We start from the raw sequence: 15,453 nt of genomic DNA on the forward strand, positions 1-15,453 counted from the left end.
AGGACAATGAACGTTTCTGAAATGGAAAATTTGATTCAACAGATTACTGATCGAATTTGTCAACAATTGCTGTCGTCGTCTTATTCAGTGGCTTTAGCAGAAGCAAAAGAAGCATTTCCTGAAGAAATGTTTGTTCGTTTTCCTGATGTAAATTGGGTAACCAAGGAGCAGAAGCAAGCACGAGGTTTGATTGTAAAGAGGCTAACGCTTTCCCAAGTAAATGCGATTGCGCATTTACAGGAAACGGATGAATTAGTCAAAAACATCTTAGCATTCTTATTTGAAGGTAAGCCGGTATTGGTTTTAACCCCAATACCTTCAGTGATTAAAAATTCACGATTGAAGTATCGTTTGAAACAAACGATTCAGGAAAACGTGGACATGTGCCAACAGTTTGGGATGATTTTTTATCATGATTCAGAAAATTATGCTATGTTTCAGGCGGCCTGTCAAAAACAATTTCGTTCTTTGGCGGAGACCAAACGAACCTACATTACTGAAAAACAATTGATAAGAATGACAGAAGCAGGTGTTTCTTTAAGTAAAAATGCCTATTTAACCCCGTTAGCGAAAGATTATGCTAGGAAACATCAATTGCTGACGTAAGGAGGAAAAACGATGCTTTTAGGAAAAGTGACTGGTAGCCTTTGGTCAACAAGAAAAGATGAAAAATTAAATGGCTGGAAATTTATGATGGTTGATATTTTGAATCAAGAGGACGAAAAGCAAGGATTTTTAATTGCTGCTGACAACGCTGGAGCTGGTGTCGGGGACAAAGTGTTAATTAGTCAAGGCAATGCTGCCCGTATTTCGGCAGAAGATCCGAATGTCCCAATTGATGCAATGATTGTTGGTGTCATTGATTCTACAGAGGAAGAATAGGGAGGACGAGACATGAGCATTAATGAAATTATTATGTATATTATGGTTCTTTTCATGATTATTGGAGGAATCGATAAATGTATTGGCAACAAACTAGGTTTAGGGGAGCAATTTGAGGAAGGGATTATGGCTATGGGTTCTCTAGCGCTTTCTATGGTAGGGATTATCACTTTAGCGCCTGTCTTAGCCAATCTTTTAAGTCCGATTGTCGTTCCTGTCTATGAATTACTAGGTGCTGATCCAGCAATGTTTGCCACAACCTTATTGGCTAATGATATGGGCGGCTTTGCGTTAGCACAACAATTAGCCAATGATCCACAAGCTGGTTTATTTGCGGGGGCAATCTTAGGTGCAATGATGGGACCAACGTTAGTCTTTACAATTCCAGTAGCGCTGGGCATTATCCAAAAAGACGACCAACAATTCTTAGCAACGGGTGTTTTGAGCGGGATTATTACAATTCCTTTTGGTTTATTAGCAGGTGGTTTAACAGCTGGCATGCCATTGTCATTGATTGTTCCTAACTTAATTCCAATTATTATTGTTGCCGCTTTAATTATTTTAGGTTTGTGGTTAGCGCCAAATGGCATGATTAAAGGCTTCCAAATTTTTGGTCAAGGCGTAGTGATTGTCGCTATCTTTGGTTTAGTTGTTGGGGCGATTCAACTATTATTAGGAATTACAGTGATTCCTGGTATTGCACCAGTTACTGAAGGTATTGAAGTCGTTGGCGGGATTGCTTTAACTTTAGCTGGCGCTTTCTGTTTAGTAGCTGTGATTACGAAAGTCTTTAATAAACCATTGATGAAACTAGGAAAAGTTTTAGGAATGAATGAAGTAGCGGCTGCAGGAATGGTTGCTACATTAGCTAACAATATTCCCATGTTCCAAATGTTAAAAGACATGGATAATCGAGGAAAAATTATTAATATCGCTTTTGCTGTTTCGGCTTCTTTCGTTTTAGGTGATCACCTTGGTTTTACTGCAGGCGTAGCAAAAGAAATGATTTTTCCAATGATTGTTGGCAAATTAGTTGGAGGGATTACCGCCATTTTTGTGGCTATCTTTATGGCAAATCGAATGCTAGGGAAACCCGAAACAGAAGTGAAATAATGAGGTGTAAATATGACAGAATTAAATCGTGAAATGATTGAAACGCTTGTTCGACAAATTGTCACAGAAAAATTAATGCCGACTAAACAAGTGGATCCCAGTGGAATTATGTCCATCAAATTACCCGAAATTGACGTAACAGAAGACGATCGCTTAGATACAGGCAACCCAGCGGACATTGTTTACACAAAAGATCTGTTTTCTTTAGAAGAAAGCCCGCGCCTTGGTTGCGGTTTAATGGTGATGAAAGATACCACCTTCGATTGGACACTAGAATACGATGAAATTGATTATATTATTTCAGGACAACTGGATATACTGATTGACGGACGTAAAATTTCTGCAACAGCCGGTGAAATTATTTTAATCCCGAAAAGTAGCAAAATTCAATTTTCAGTGACGGGTGATGCCCGCTTTGTCTACGTGACTTATCCAGCAGATTGGCAAAGCCAATAATTATTTTACCGGCAGTCAGAGAATAATTTTGCCAAAACCCTTTACTCAGCGTTATAATAAATAAGAACGAAAAAAAGGGGTTGAGTGAATGACATTTGAGAATCCAAGTCAAAATCAAATTTTTGATATTTTAAAACAAGCAAAAAATATTGCGGTGGTTGGTTTGAGTAACAAGCCCGACCGCACGAGTTACAAAATTGCGGAAATTTTACAGCAACATGGCTATCGTGTGTTACCTGTCAATCCAGTTTTAAAAGGCGAAACGGTGCTTGGCGAAACGGTTTATGGGACATTAACAGAGATTCCTGAAAAGATTGATATTGTTGACGTCTTTCGGCGGAGTGAATTTTTGCCAGAAGTGGCCGCAGAAACATTGAAAACAGAAGCGCCTGTCTTTTGGGCCCAACTAGGTTTGGAAAATGAAGAGGCAGCGAACTTGTTATTAAATGAAGGTCGTCAAGTTATTATGAACCGTTGTATTAAAATTGAATTGGCAAAAATGGCAGATGCTGAATAAACACGTGTAATTTTATAAAGAAAGAGCGTCCTGAACGGAAAGCTCTTTTTTTTTTGACCCAGATAGAGTATTATTGTAATGATGGTTTTAGAAGGAGCGAACGGAAAACGCAAGAAACCGGCTCACTCTTCTTCTAATTCTTTAAGAAATAGTTAATGTACGCTTATTAACTAAACGAGAATCTAAGTATAAGGAGTTTTTTCTTTGGCTAAAAAAATTAACAATGAGTACAATGATGCCTCTATCCAAGTTCTAGAAGGATTGGAAGCAGTGAGGAAAAGACCTGGTATGTATATCGGTTCAACCGATAGCCGTGGACTCCATCACTTAGTCTATGAAATTGTCGATAACGCAGTCGATGAAGCGTTATCTGGCTACGGGAATGAAATCAACGTAACTATCCAAAAAGATAATAGTATTTGTGTTGCAGACTCTGGCCGCGGAATGCCAACAGGGATGCATGCTTCTGGTATCCCAACAGTAGAAGTCATTTTTACTGTCTTACATGCGGGTGGTAAGTTTGGCCAAGGTGGCTATAAAACTTCAGGCGGACTCCATGGGGTGGGTGCCAGTGTTGTTAATGCCTTATCTAAGTGGTTAGAAGTTCATATTGTTCGTGATGGCGTAGAATACATGGAACGATTTGAGGACGGCGGTAAACCAGTTGGTACCTTAAAAAAAATCGGCAAAACAAAAAAACGCAACGGCACCTCCGTTACTTTTTTACCTGACGACACCATTTTCTCTACGACAAATTTTTCTTACGAAATTTTAGCAGAACGTTTGAGAGAATCAGCTTTCTTATTAAAAGGCGTCAAAATTACTTTAACGGATGAACGTGGGGAAGAACCCAAAGAAGAAATCTTTCACTACGAAGAAGGCATTAAAGAATTTGTTGCCTATCTAAATGAAGAAAAAGATACATTAACACCCGTTGTTTATTTTTCAGGAGCCAAAGAAGGTATTGAAGTTGAATTAGCCTATCAATACAACGATGGCTATTCTGAAAATGTTTTATCTTTCGTTAACAATGTCCGCACAAAAGATGGCGGTACCCACGAAGTCGGTATGAAAACGTCAATGACAAAGGCGTACAATGAATATGCACGTAAAGTAGGACTATTAAAAGAAAAAGATAAAAATTTAGAAGGTAGCGACTTCCGTGAAGGCTTAGCAGCCGTCCTTTCTATTCGAGTACCAGAAAACTTACTACAGTTCGAGGGCCAAACCAAAGGAAAATTAGGTACACCTTTAGCAAGAACCGTTGTCGACAACGTCGTAGGCGAACAAATGGGCTTCTATTTACAAGAAAACAGTGAAATGAGTCAATCATTAATTCGGAAAGCGATTAAAGCCCGTGAAGCCCGTGAAGCGGCTCGTAAAGCCCGTGAAGAAAGCCGGAACGGTAAAAAACGGAAAAAAGGTGAATCGTTACTTTCTGGAAAATTAACACCGGCTCAATCCAGAAATCCTAAGAAAAATGAATTATATCTTGTCGAAGGAGACTCGGCTGGTGGCTCAGCAAAACAAGGACGCGATCGGAAATTCCAAGCCATTTTACCGCTACGAGGAAAAGTCATTAATACGGAAAAAGCGAAAATGCAAGACATCTTGAAAAACGAAGAAATCAATACTATGATCTATACAATTGGCGCAGGCGTTGGTCCTGAATTTTCAATTGAAGATTGTAATTATGATAAAATCATCATCATGACCGATGCGGATACCGATGGTGCCCATATTCAAGTGTTGCTATTAACGTTCTTCTATCGTTATATGAAACCATTAATTGAAGCCGGCAAAGTCTATATTGCCTTACCTCCTCTTTATAAAGTCTCTAAAGGAACTGGAAAAAAATCAGTCATTGAGTATGCTTGGACCGATGGTGAATTGGCAGAAGTGATTGATAAAGTTGGTAAAGGCTATATGCTCCAACGCTATAAAGGTCTGGGGGAAATGAATGCAGAACAACTTTGGGAAACAACGATGGATCCTGAAACTAGAACCTTAATTCGTGTTCGGATTGATGATGCAGCTCAAGCAGAACGCCGTGTGACCACATTAATGGGCGACAAAGTCGAACCTCGTCGAAAATGGATTGAGCAACATGTTCAATTTACGTTGGAAGAAGATGGCAGTATTTTAGATCGTTCAGAAGAAGACACTTCTGCACCAATAGGAGAAAGTCTTTTAGATGCGGAAAAAACAAAAGAAGCAGAACAAACCGATGACACTGAAATCAGTTTGTTTGACATAGAGTAGGGAGTGACAATTTTGGAAAAACGCCAAGAAGTTCAAGAATTAACCCTTGAAGAAGTAATGGGCGATCGTTTTGGAAGATATTCCAAATACATCATTCAAGAACGGGCCCTACCAGATATTCGAGATGGGCTAAAACCAGTACAACGCCGCATTCTCTTTTCAATGAATAAAGATGGCAATACCTTTGATAAAGGCTTTCGTAAATCAGCAAAATCTGTCGGAAACATTATGGGGAATTATCATCCCCATGGCGACAGTAGTATTTATGAAGCGATGGTGCGTCTAAGTCAAGACTGGAAATTACGGGAAGTACTAATTGAAATGCACGGAAACAACGGAAGTATGGATGGCGACCCGCCAGCGGCGATGCGTTATACAGAAGCTCGTTTATCACAGTTAAGTGGTGAGTTGTTAAAAGATATCGACAAAAATACCGTCGATTTCGTCTGGAATTTTGACGATACAGAAAAAGAACCCACTGTTTTACCAGCCAAATATCCTAATTTATTGGTAAATGGCTCAACGGGGATTTCAGCAGGTTATGCAACAGAAATTCCTACACATAATTTAGCGGAAATTATTGATGGGACCGTGTATTTAATTGATCATCCTAATGCAAGTTTAGAGAAATTAATGGAATACATTCCAGGACCAGATTTTCCAACAGGTGGGATCTTACAAGGAAAAGCAGAAATAAAAAAAGCCTACGAAACCGGCCGTGGTAAAGTAATTTTACGTGCGAAGACAAAGATTGAGCCCTTAAAAGGCGGCAAACAACAAATTGTCATTTCTGAAATTCCTTATGAAGTCAATAAAGCAACGCTAGTGAAGAAGATGGATGAAATCCGTTTAAATAAAAAAGTAGACGGCATTGCCGAAGTTCGTGACGAAAGTGACAGAACTGGCTTGCAAATTGTTGTTGAACTAAAAAAAGATGTCAATGCAGAAGGTATTTTAAATTATCTATTTAAAAATACTGAATTACAGATTAACTATAATTTTAATATGGTTGCGATTGACAACATGACCCCGCAACAAGTGGGCCTTAAACGGATTTTAGAAAGTTACATTACGCACCGCAAATCAGTTATCATTAATCGTTGTCAATTTGAGTTGGACAAAGCTCGCAAACGTGAGCACATTGTTGCTGGTTTAATTAAAGCATTGTCTATCTTAGATAAAGTGATTGCAACAATCCGTGGCAGTAAAGATAAAAAAGATGCGAAGAAGAACTTAGTATCCGACTATGCGTTTACTGAAGAACAAGCTGAAGCAATCGTTACTTTACAGCTATACCGTTTAACCAATACGGATATTACTGATTTACAAGAAGAAGCAAAAACTTTAGAGCAACAAATTGCTGAGTTATTGAACATTTTAAACAATGAAAAAGAACTATTCTCAGTCATGAAAAAAGAACTTCGCGAAGTTAAAAAGCAATATGGCAATCCTCGCTTAACTCAAATTGAAGAGGAAATCCAAGAAATCAAGATTGAAACAGCCGTGTTAGTTGCACAGGAAGACGTGGTCGTAACCGTGACGCACGAAGGCTATATCAAACGGAGTAGTATTCGTTCTTATACAGCATCAAAACCAGAAGAAATCGGCATGAAAGAAGGCGACTTTTTACTATATGCTGGCGAAGTCAATACATTAGATCATCTTTTACTAGTAACAAATAAAGGAAATATGATCTATCGCCCCGTCCATGAGTTGCCAGATTTACGCTGGAAAGAAATTGGCGAACATATTTCTCAAACCATTTTAAATCTTGCTATCGATGAATCGATTATTGCTGTATATCCTTATAAAGAGTTAAGTCCGACAAAAACCTTTGTTTTCATTACAAAAGCTGGCATGATTAAACAAACCAAAATGGCTGATTTTGAGCCTTGGCGCACTTATAAGAGCCGCCCGACATCTTGTATGAAATTAAAATCAGACCAAGATGAAATTACCAATGTTTATTTAACAAATGATCAAGACTTATTGGATGTTTTCCTCGTTAGCAATCGCGGTTTTGGCTTACGTTATCCATTATATGAAGTACCAGTCGTGGGTAGTAAAGCGGCTGGAGTTAAATCAATGAACCTCAAAGAAGACGATTATGTCGTTAATGGTTTACTGGTTCATTCTGAAGGGGATACACCAATTGTCATCGTTACCCAACGTGGCGGTGTTAAACGTATGTTAGCCCAAGAATTAACACAATTAGGACGAGCAAAACGTGGATTAATGGTCTTACGGGAATTGAAGAAAAATCCACATCGTGTTGTCTTTATGTCTGAAAGTACCGATTTAGATTTATTAGTTACTACGCAAAAAGGCACACAAGAAGTTATTCAGTCGAAAAACTATCCAATCAGTGAACGAACATCCAACGGTTCCTTTGTCATCGATGAACAAAAAGATGGCCAAGTAATGGAAGTCCACGAGATGCATTCTGCAGTGATTGAAGAAGAGCAAACAAACTAAACTGTGTTATAAATATCTCGACAGCAGCCATCTGTATTAATACAGATGGCTGCTGTTTTTAATACAGAAGTACATTTTTCACAAGTGATAACAACTATAAATCGTTCTTATTTTCACAAGTATAAATGTTTATATATCAGCGTTTAGAATCTTCGCTCCCCATTTATTTATTAAGAAAGTGCAATAAATAATAAAAAAACGCTTGCATCTAAAAGGTTATGTGTTATACTAATCACATAAAGCTGTTACATACAATCAAGTAGCAGTTAACTAAGGAGGCAAACACTTCATGAAACAATGGGAAGGCTTTAAAGGCGACAAATGGAGAACAAGCGTTGACACTCGTGATTTTATTCAAAACAACTACACAGAGTACAAAGGCGACGACAGTTTCTTAGAACCAATCGCTCCGAGCACTGACAAATTATGGACAAAACTACAAGAATTATTTGAAATCCAACATGAAAAAAATGGCGTTTATGACATGGATAGCGATATCCCAGCAACTATTACGTCACATGAACCTGGTTACTTAATCAAAGAAGAAGAAAAAATTGTCGGTTTACAAACAGATGTACCATTAAAACAAGCATTTATGCCATTCGGTGGTATTAAAATGGCGAACAATGCCTTAGTTTCAAATGGTTATGAAACTGACGAAGAAATGACAAAAATCTTCACAGAATACAGAAAAACACATAACCAAGGTGTTTTTGATGCCTACACAGCTGAAATGCGTTTAGCACGTAAAAACAAAATCATTACTGGTCTTCCAGATGCTTATGGCCGTGGCCGTATTATCGGTGACTATCGTCGTATCGCATTATATGGTATCGACTACTTAATGGAACAAAAGAAAAAAGATCATGATAACACTGGTAACAAAGAAATGACAGACGATGTTATTCGCTTACGTGAAGAAATTTCTGAACAATACCGTGCGTTAAATGACTTAAAACAAATGGCTGCTTCTTATGGTTTCGATATTTCTCGTCCTGCTGCAAATGCGCAAGAAGCAATCCAATGGTTATACTTTGGTTACCTAGGTGCCATTAAATCTCAAAATGGTGCGGCAATGTCAATTGGTCGTATCTCAGCATTCTTAGACATCTATATCCAACGTGACTTAGAAGCTGGTTTAATCACTGAATTTGAAGCACAAGAAATGATTGACCATTTAATCATGAAATTACGTATGGTTAAATTTGCACGGACACCAGAATACAACCAATTATTCTCTGGTTATCCAATTTGGGCAACATTATCTATTGCTGGTATGGGTATTGACGGTCGTTCATTAGTTACCAAAAATGACTTCCGTATCTTACACACCTTAACAAACATGGGACCATCTCCAGAACCGAACTTAACTGTATTGTATTCTTCTCACTTACCAGAAGGCTTCAGAACATATGCAGCTAAAATCGCGAAAGAAAGCTCATCTATCCAATTTGAAAACGATGACTTATTACGTGAAAACTGGGGTTCTGACGACTGCGCAATCGCATGTTGTGTTTCTGCAACAGTTATGGGTAAAGATATGCAATTCTTCGGCGCTCGTGCGAACTTAGCGAAAGCTGTTCTTTATGCAATTAACGGCGGGGTCGACGAAAAAACTAAAATGCAAGTAGCACCAAAATATCGTCCAATGACTGGTGACAAATTAGATTACCATGAATTCATGGAACGCTATAAAGACATCTTAGACTGGTTAGCTGAATTGTATGTTAACACATTAAACATTATTCATTACATGCATGATAAATATGCATATGAAGCACCACAATTAGCTTTAATGGATACTGATTTACAACGGACATTCGCAACTGGTATTGCCGGAATCTCTCATGCGACTGATAGTATCATGGCAATTAAACACGGTGAAGTAGAAGTAATCCGTGACGAAGATGGTATGGCAATTGATTATGTACCAACAAAAGAATTCCCAACATACGGAAACGATAACGAAGAAGCCGATGCAATGGCTAACTGGATTTTAGATTACTTTATGACACAAATTAAACGTCAACACACATACCGTAACTCTAAACCAACGACTTCATTATTAACAATCACTTCAAACGTTGTTTATGGTAAAGCAACAGGGAACACGCCTGACGGACGTCGGGCCGGCAAACCTCTTGCACCAGGTGCGAACCCAAGTTATCAAGACGGTAAATTCTTAGGTGAGAAAAATGGCTTGTTAGCTTCATTAAACTCAACAGCTCGTTTAGAATATACAATCGCTTTAGATGGTATTTCTAATACACAAACCATCAACCCTAATGGTTTAGGTAAAGACGACGACACAAGAATTAACAACTTACGTAACGTATTAGATGGCTACTTCGATAAAGGTGGTTACCACTTAAACGTAAACGTATTTACAAACGAATTATTATTAGATGCACAAGCACATCCAGAAAAATATCCAAACTTAACTATCCGTGTATCTGGATATGCCGTGAAATTCCGTGACTTAACTCCTGAACAACAAGCAGACGTTATTTCAAGAACTTCACACGACAGACTATAAAAAACATTTACATTATTTAACTGAAAGGGTGACATTTAACGTGTCATCCTTTTCGTTTGAAAGAAGAGGGATCATTATGACAACACCAGTTACAGGTAGAATTCATTCAACAGAAAATTTTGGTACCGTTGATGGCCCAGGTGTCCGTTTTATCGTATTTACACAAGGGTGTCGCATGAGATGTCAATTCTGTCATAATCCAGATACTTGGAAAATTGGTTCCGGTGGTCGTGTGGTGACGACTGACGAAGTATTAGAGGAAGCATTACGTTTTCGCTCTTATTGGGGCGAAAAGGGTGGTATCACTGTCAGTGGTGGTGAGCCGCTATTGCAAATGGACTTTTTGATCGATTTATTTAAAAAAGCCAAAGCACAAGGCATTCATACAACCTTAGATACGTGTGGCAAGCCTTTTACTCGGGAAGAACCCTTCATTAGTCAATTTGATGAATTGATGAAGTACACAGATTTACTCTTATTCGACATCAAACATATTGATAACGAGCAGCATAAACTGTTAACAACGCAATCAAATGATAATATTTTAGAGATGGCTACCTATTTATCTGAAATTGACAAACCTGTTTGGATTCGCCACGTATTGGTGCCTCAACGTAGTGATTACGACGAATATTTAATCCGTCTGGATGCCTTCATAAAAACATTAAACAATGTAGATAAAGTTGAAGTGCTTCCTTACCATACGATGGGCAAGTACAAATGGGAAGAACTAGGTATTCCTTATCCATTAGAAGGAATTGAGCCTCCTAAAAATGATCGTGTTGAAAATGCGAAAAAACTACTACATGTCGAGGACTATCAAGGTTATCTAGCACGTTAACAAACGAAAAAATAGAAAAGAAGACAATTTTTTTGTTGTTTCTTTTCTATTTTTTGTTATCATTAAGAGTGAATCAAAACCAAGGAGTGTGTATTATGTCAAAAATTTTAGTTTTTGGACACCAAAATCCTGATACAGATGCTATCGGAGCAGCAATTAGTTTTGCTTACTTACAAAAAGAATTAGGAAAAGAGACAGAAGCTGTCGCTTTAGGAACACCAAGTGAAGAAACTCAATATGCCTTAGATTACTTCAATATTGAAGCACCACGTGTTGTCACTGAAGCAGCTAGCGAAACAAACCAAGTCATGTTAGTGGATCATAACGAATTCCAACAAAGCATTTCAGATATCGCTGAAGTAAACATTTTAGCAGTAGTGGATCATCACCGGATTGCCAACTTCGAAACAGCAGATCCATTGTATTATCGTGCAGAACCAGTAGGGTGTACCAGTACAATCATCTATAAAATGTTTAAAGAAAATAACGTTACAATTCCAGCTCAAATTGCTGGTATGATGGTCTCAGCGATTATTTCTGATACATTATTATTTAAATCACCAACTTGCACACAAGAAGACATCGATGCAGCGCACGCCCTAGCTGATATTGCTGAAATCAATTTAGAAGGCTATGGTCTTGACTTATTAAAAGCAGGAACAAATTTAAGCGATAAATCAGCTGAAGTCCTTTTAGATTTAGATGCTAAGAGCTTCCCAATGAACGGCAAAACAGTTCGTGTTGCTCAAGTAAATACCGTCGATTTAGCAGAAGTTTTAGATCGTCAAGCTGAATTAGAAGCAGCTATGGCCGCAGAAAATGCAGCCAATAATTATGACTTGTTTGTCTTAATTATTACGAATATCCTAGACAGTGATTCTGAATTATTAGCGATTGGTGCGGAACAAGCCAAAATTGAAGCAGCATTCAATGTAACATTAGTTAACAATCGTGCGTTCTTACCAGGCGTTGTTTCTCGTAAAAAACAAGTAGTACCACAATTAACAGAAGTCTTTAACTAAAACCGTAAGCGCCTAAGCAACGCGATAAATTCCTTGTTGCTTAGGCGCTTCAATAGTAAAGGGGCGTTAACATGAATGATTTAGCAATTTACTATCATTCTCCGCAACAAACGAAACAATACAATCATTTGCTCAACCAATCACTTTTTTTCCCTCTTGTTACTTTTATGTATGAACATCGGGAAGAAAGAATCATTTTAAGACAATTAAAAGCGGCCTTTGCAACAGAAGGCAAGTTAGAACAATTTTTATCAGAAATGATTGATTGTCAGTTAATCATTCGGGAAAATCGTCAATATCGTTTGAATTTTCCTATTTATACGGCAGCTGAAGTTGCGAGTTTGACCTTGGCTGAAGACGAACTTCCTAAGTTTAAAGGAACTGTAACAGAGCAATTATTTTGGCTAGCTGAATCTTTTTGGCCACAAGTGTTTCCAGAAGAGGAAGACTATTTTTTTGGCGTGAGCGGTGGCCCCTCATTCTATCAAAAACAAAGATTGGCCTCGGCACAACTATCTATAATTACGCTTGAAAAAGAAAAGACAGAGGTTCCAACAATGCCTCGTTATTTTGATTACTTGGGCAAAGAGCATTCCTTGCCAGAAGCCTTCAGTGCTTTATATGACTTGCTAGGAGACGTAAATCCTGAATACTATCTTTCACAAGCGAGAAGAGTTATTAAACAAGCTCTGCGAGGCCGCAAAGTCAGTACTGTGCCTAATATTTTTCAAGAAAGTTTGCACTTGACCCAAGTGATTACGATTGACCAGGACCACTTAAAACTCCTTTTACCAGTAGCAACGGAACAAGCCGAGCCTTTAGAAGCACAGTCGGATATTCTAGCATTTTATTATGAAAAAATTGCTAACCGATCGGCCATCGAACGCTTAGTTTTTATGCAACAATTGATTGAGCAACTAGGTACGAACTCTCTAAGTTATCTTAGAATAAATTAAAGTTACGATAATTTTATTATGTAAACTAAAAATCAATGACAAGAAATGACGCCGCTTCTTAGTGAGAAATGGCGTCATTTCTTTTGCGAACTTTTTTCGTCCAAAAACCACCGGAAATGAACTTAGGCTCATAGGAAATGATAAATGCTCTCGGCTCTAATTGATTGATTAACTTGTACAATGTACGTTCGTTTTTTCTTGGGGAAAGAATTTCTAAAACCATTCGTTCTCCTTCGCGTCCGTAGGCGACACTTTGCGTAACACCATAGCCGTGTTCACGAAGTGTTTCTGGTAAATGAAATTGTTCAGTAGTAGAAGGGAGGATAACCGATACCATAATATAACCCAAGGCCAAATAGTCTTCGATTTTAATTCCTACACTAATGCCAACAGCGTAACCAAGCGCATAAACAAGTAAATTTAAAGGATTGTCTAACCGATTCAGAACCATACTTAGCCCTAAGACATAAATTGTTATTTCAGCCATACTAACCAGCGGTGCAATAACCCGATAACCTTTCATCGTTAACATAAAACGAATAGTATTTAAGGTAATATACGCAAAATTAATGATAAAAATCATAGCTAACATTTTCAAATCAACGACCATAAAATAAGTACCTCTTTTCAAAATCTTTACATCCAGCCCTCATTATAGTACAGAAAAACTGAGAATCAAAGGCGAAACACTTATAGAAATGAATTCTTTTTTGAATACTCGCTCATATTATTCGCCTAATTTAACTGTTATTTGATATAATCTTAGTATGAAGTAAGAAGGAGGTAAGCGATGAAAATTTTTGTTTGGATTTTGTTATTTTTATTAGTAATTAACGTTATTGCTGCCTTAATTACTGTTTTTAGAAAACCTCGTAGTATTTCCAGCGTTTTAGCATGGATGATGACGTTGATTTTCTTGCCTGGTATCGGCTTTATTATTTACTTATTCTGTGGGCGAGGTATCGATGGACAAGAAGTTTTTAAATTGTCTGATGATGAAAAACAAATGGTTCAACGAATTAAAGAAAAAGTGGACGTTGATAACAAAAAAGCAGGGCGCGATAAACGTTATGATTTACTTTATGATGCGAAAGTTTTAAATCGTTATTTCCGGAATATGGACGCATCACCGTTGGCCAAAAGAAATAGTTTGCAATTATTCACAGATGGCCAAGAAAAATTCCAAGCATTATTTGAAGATATTCGTGCAGCGAAAGAAACCGTTCATGTGGAGTATTATGCGTTTTTTAATGACACAATTGGCAATCAATTTTTAGATGTATTAATCGAAAAGTTGCATGAAGGCGTGGAAGTTTACTTAATTTACGATCCTTGGGGTTCACCCGGCGCAAATAAAAAGTTTTTTGCTCGTTACGTTGACGCTGGAGGAAAAGTAGCTCCCTTTATTACTTCTCGCGATATGATCCGTAAAACACGTCTAAATTATCACTTGCATCGAAAAATTGTTGTCATCGATGGGAAAATTGGCTGGACCGGCGGGTTCAATGTTGGGGATCAATATTTGAATGTCACCGAAAAATTTGGTTACTGGCGAGATACCCATATTCGTTTGGTCGGGACGGCCGTATTTTCATTGCAAGAGATATTTATCATGGATTGGAATGCTTCAGTCAAATATCCTGAAGAACGTATGACGTATCATGAAAAATATTTTAAATTACCAGAAGATCATGAAGTGGAGCATTTGTCCTTACAAGTTGTTTCAGATGGTCCTGATTCAGAAGAAGAAATTTTGAAAAGCGGGTTTGTTCGGATGATTTTTTCTGCAGAAAAGAGTGTCTGGATTCAAACACCGTATTTAATCCCTGACGATAGTATGATTAATGCGTTGTTAGTGGCGGTTCGTTCAGGTGTCGACGTGCGAATTATGATTCCTTGTATGCCTGACCATCCCTTTATTTACCGCGCAACACAATATTACGCGAATTACTTACACAAACGCGGCATTAAAATTTATATTTATGATAGTGGGTTTATTCATGCAAAAACAATGGTGATTGATGATGAATTAGCTATGGTTGGCACAACAAACCAAGATATTCGCAGTTATTCATTGAATTTTGAGGTAAGTACGTTTATTTACAATCCCGACATTGCGTGGATGTTAGCGCAAGTCTTTGAAGAAGATATAGAAAAAAGTGTCTTACTAACCGACGAGATAATTAAAAAACAAGGGTACTGGCTACGCTTCAAGCAAAACTTTTCACGCTTGTTGTCACCAGTCTTGTAATCAATAAATCAGCAGTGAATGTAGTAAACTACTATTTTCACTGCTGATTTTAGTAACAAAACACTGAGGTGGTCTACCTAATTCATTGATAATCCCTCTAAATAATGGTAAATTAAAAATAAATTCAATCAGCTATTCTATC

At 37.8% G+C, this 15,453-nt stretch carries 13 protein-coding genes; 12 read left to right on the plus strand and 1 reads right to left on the minus strand.

Annotated elements, in window-relative coordinates; genetic code table 11:
• Positions 1-6: 6 nt before the first annotated feature.
• The 11 genes from HMPREF2810_RS06670 to HMPREF2810_RS06720 all read left to right on the plus strand — a co-directional run bounded on the left by HMPREF2810_RS06670 (position 7) and on the right by HMPREF2810_RS06720 (position 13,060).
• Positions 7-606 carry a TIGR02536 family ethanolamine utilization protein gene (locus HMPREF2810_RS06670; RefSeq protein WP_010715222.1) on the plus strand — a complete coding sequence of 200 codons (600 nt, stop codon included), beginning with the start codon at positions 7-9 and terminating at the stop codon, positions 604-606.
• Between the two features lie 12 nt (positions 607-618).
• Positions 619-882 (plus strand): EutN/CcmL family microcompartment protein, encoded by a 264-nt coding sequence (locus HMPREF2810_RS06675; protein ID WP_002357519.1) that lies wholly within the window; start codon positions 619-621, stop codon positions 880-882.
• 12 nt (positions 883-894) lie between these two features.
• Positions 895-1,995 carry an ethanolamine utilization protein EutH gene (gene eutH / locus HMPREF2810_RS06680; RefSeq protein WP_002379468.1) on the plus strand — a complete coding sequence of 367 codons (1,101 nt, stop codon included), beginning with the start codon at positions 895-897 and terminating at the stop codon, positions 1,993-1,995.
• 12 nt (positions 1,996-2,007) lie between these two features.
• Complete coding sequence (locus HMPREF2810_RS06685; protein WP_002357522.1) at positions 2,008-2,451, plus strand: cupin domain-containing protein; 444 nt, start codon at positions 2,008-2,010, stop codon at positions 2,449-2,451.
• Positions 2,452-2,539: 88 nt separating this feature from the next.
• Positions 2,540-2,968, plus strand: a complete 429-nt coding sequence (locus HMPREF2810_RS06690) for a CoA-binding protein (RefSeq protein ID WP_002363980.1) — start codon at positions 2,540-2,542, stop codon at positions 2,966-2,968.
• A 204-nt stretch (positions 2,969-3,172) separates the two neighbouring features.
• On the plus strand, positions 3,173-5,230 hold the full coding sequence (parE, locus tag HMPREF2810_RS06695) for a DNA topoisomerase IV subunit B (RefSeq protein ID WP_010715221.1): 2,058 nt from the start codon (positions 3,173-3,175) through the stop codon (positions 5,228-5,230).
• Between the two features lie 12 nt (positions 5,231-5,242).
• The gene (parC, locus tag HMPREF2810_RS06700) at positions 5,243-7,705 is read left to right on the plus strand and encodes a DNA topoisomerase IV subunit A (RefSeq protein WP_002357527.1); all 2,463 of its coding nucleotides are present in this window, start codon (positions 5,243-5,245) and stop codon (positions 7,703-7,705) included.
• Between the two features lie 289 nt (positions 7,706-7,994).
• Entirely contained in the window at positions 7,995-10,241 is a 2,247-nt protein-coding gene (pflB, locus tag HMPREF2810_RS06705; protein WP_002357529.1) for a formate C-acetyltransferase, read from the plus strand.
• 76 nt (positions 10,242-10,317) lie between these two features.
• Positions 10,318-11,082 carry a pyruvate formate-lyase-activating protein gene (gene pflA / locus HMPREF2810_RS06710; protein WP_002357530.1) on the plus strand — a complete coding sequence of 255 codons (765 nt, stop codon included), beginning with the start codon at positions 10,318-10,320 and terminating at the stop codon, positions 11,080-11,082.
• Positions 11,083-11,177: 95 nt separating this feature from the next.
• Positions 11,178-12,104: a manganese-dependent inorganic pyrophosphatase gene (locus HMPREF2810_RS06715; RefSeq protein WP_002360265.1), complete on the plus strand. Its 927-nt coding sequence runs from the start codon at positions 11,178-11,180 to the stop codon at positions 12,102-12,104.
• Positions 12,105-12,175: 71 nt separating this feature from the next.
• Positions 12,176-13,060: a DUF1803 domain-containing protein gene (locus tag HMPREF2810_RS06720; protein ID WP_010715219.1), complete on the plus strand. Its 885-nt coding sequence runs from the start codon at positions 12,176-12,178 to the stop codon at positions 13,058-13,060.
• Positions 13,061-13,118: 58 nt separating this feature from the next.
• On the opposite strand, the gene HMPREF2810_RS06725 is transcribed toward HMPREF2810_RS06720, so the two are convergent.
• Entirely contained in the window at positions 13,119-13,670 is a 552-nt protein-coding gene (locus HMPREF2810_RS06725; RefSeq protein ID WP_002361848.1) for a DUF2179 domain-containing protein, read from the minus strand.
• 180 nt (positions 13,671-13,850) lie between these two features.
• On the opposite strand from HMPREF2810_RS06725, the gene cls reads away from it, so the two are divergent.
• Positions 13,851-15,311, plus strand: coding sequence for a cardiolipin synthase (cls, locus tag HMPREF2810_RS06730; RefSeq protein WP_002371124.1), 1,461 nt, complete (start codon positions 13,851-13,853; stop codon positions 15,309-15,311).
• Positions 15,312-15,453: the final 142 nt, after the last annotated feature.

Origin of the sequence: Enterococcus sp. HMSC078F03, from assembly GCF_001811595.1 — a bacterium.
Classification (GTDB): domain Bacteria; phylum Bacillota; class Bacilli; order Lactobacillales; family Enterococcaceae; genus Enterococcus; species Enterococcus faecalis.

Bases quoted from the DNA above. Each gene is read 5' to 3' on its own strand.
- HMPREF2810_RS06670 (WP_010715222.1), top strand. From the start codon at position 7: ATGAACGTTTCTGAAATGGAAAATTTGATTCAACAGATTACTGATCGA.
- HMPREF2810_RS06675 (WP_002357519.1), top strand. From the start codon at position 619: ATGCTTTTAGGAAAAGTGACTGGTAGCCTTTGGTCAACAAGAAAAGAT.
- eutH (WP_002379468.1), top strand. From the start codon at position 895: ATGAGCATTAATGAAATTATTATGTATATTATGGTTCTTTTCATGATT.
- HMPREF2810_RS06685 (WP_002357522.1), top strand. From the start codon at position 2,008: ATGACAGAATTAAATCGTGAAATGATTGAAACGCTTGTTCGACAAATT.
- HMPREF2810_RS06690 (WP_002363980.1), top strand. From the start codon at position 2,540: ATGACATTTGAGAATCCAAGTCAAAATCAAATTTTTGATATTTTAAAA.
- pflB (WP_002357529.1), top strand. From the start codon at position 7,995: ATGAAACAATGGGAAGGCTTTAAAGGCGACAAATGGAGAACAAGCGTT.
- pflA (WP_002357530.1), top strand. From the start codon at position 10,318: ATGACAACACCAGTTACAGGTAGAATTCATTCAACAGAAAATTTTGGT.
- HMPREF2810_RS06715 (WP_002360265.1), top strand. From the start codon at position 11,178: ATGTCAAAAATTTTAGTTTTTGGACACCAAAATCCTGATACAGATGCT.
- HMPREF2810_RS06720 (WP_010715219.1), top strand. From the start codon at position 12,176: ATGAATGATTTAGCAATTTACTATCATTCTCCGCAACAAACGAAACAA.
- HMPREF2810_RS06725 (WP_002361848.1), bottom strand. From the start codon at position 13,670: ATGGTCGTTGATTTGAAAATGTTAGCTATGATTTTTATCATTAATTTT.
- cls (WP_002371124.1), top strand. From the start codon at position 13,851: ATGAAAATTTTTGTTTGGATTTTGTTATTTTTATTAGTAATTAACGTT.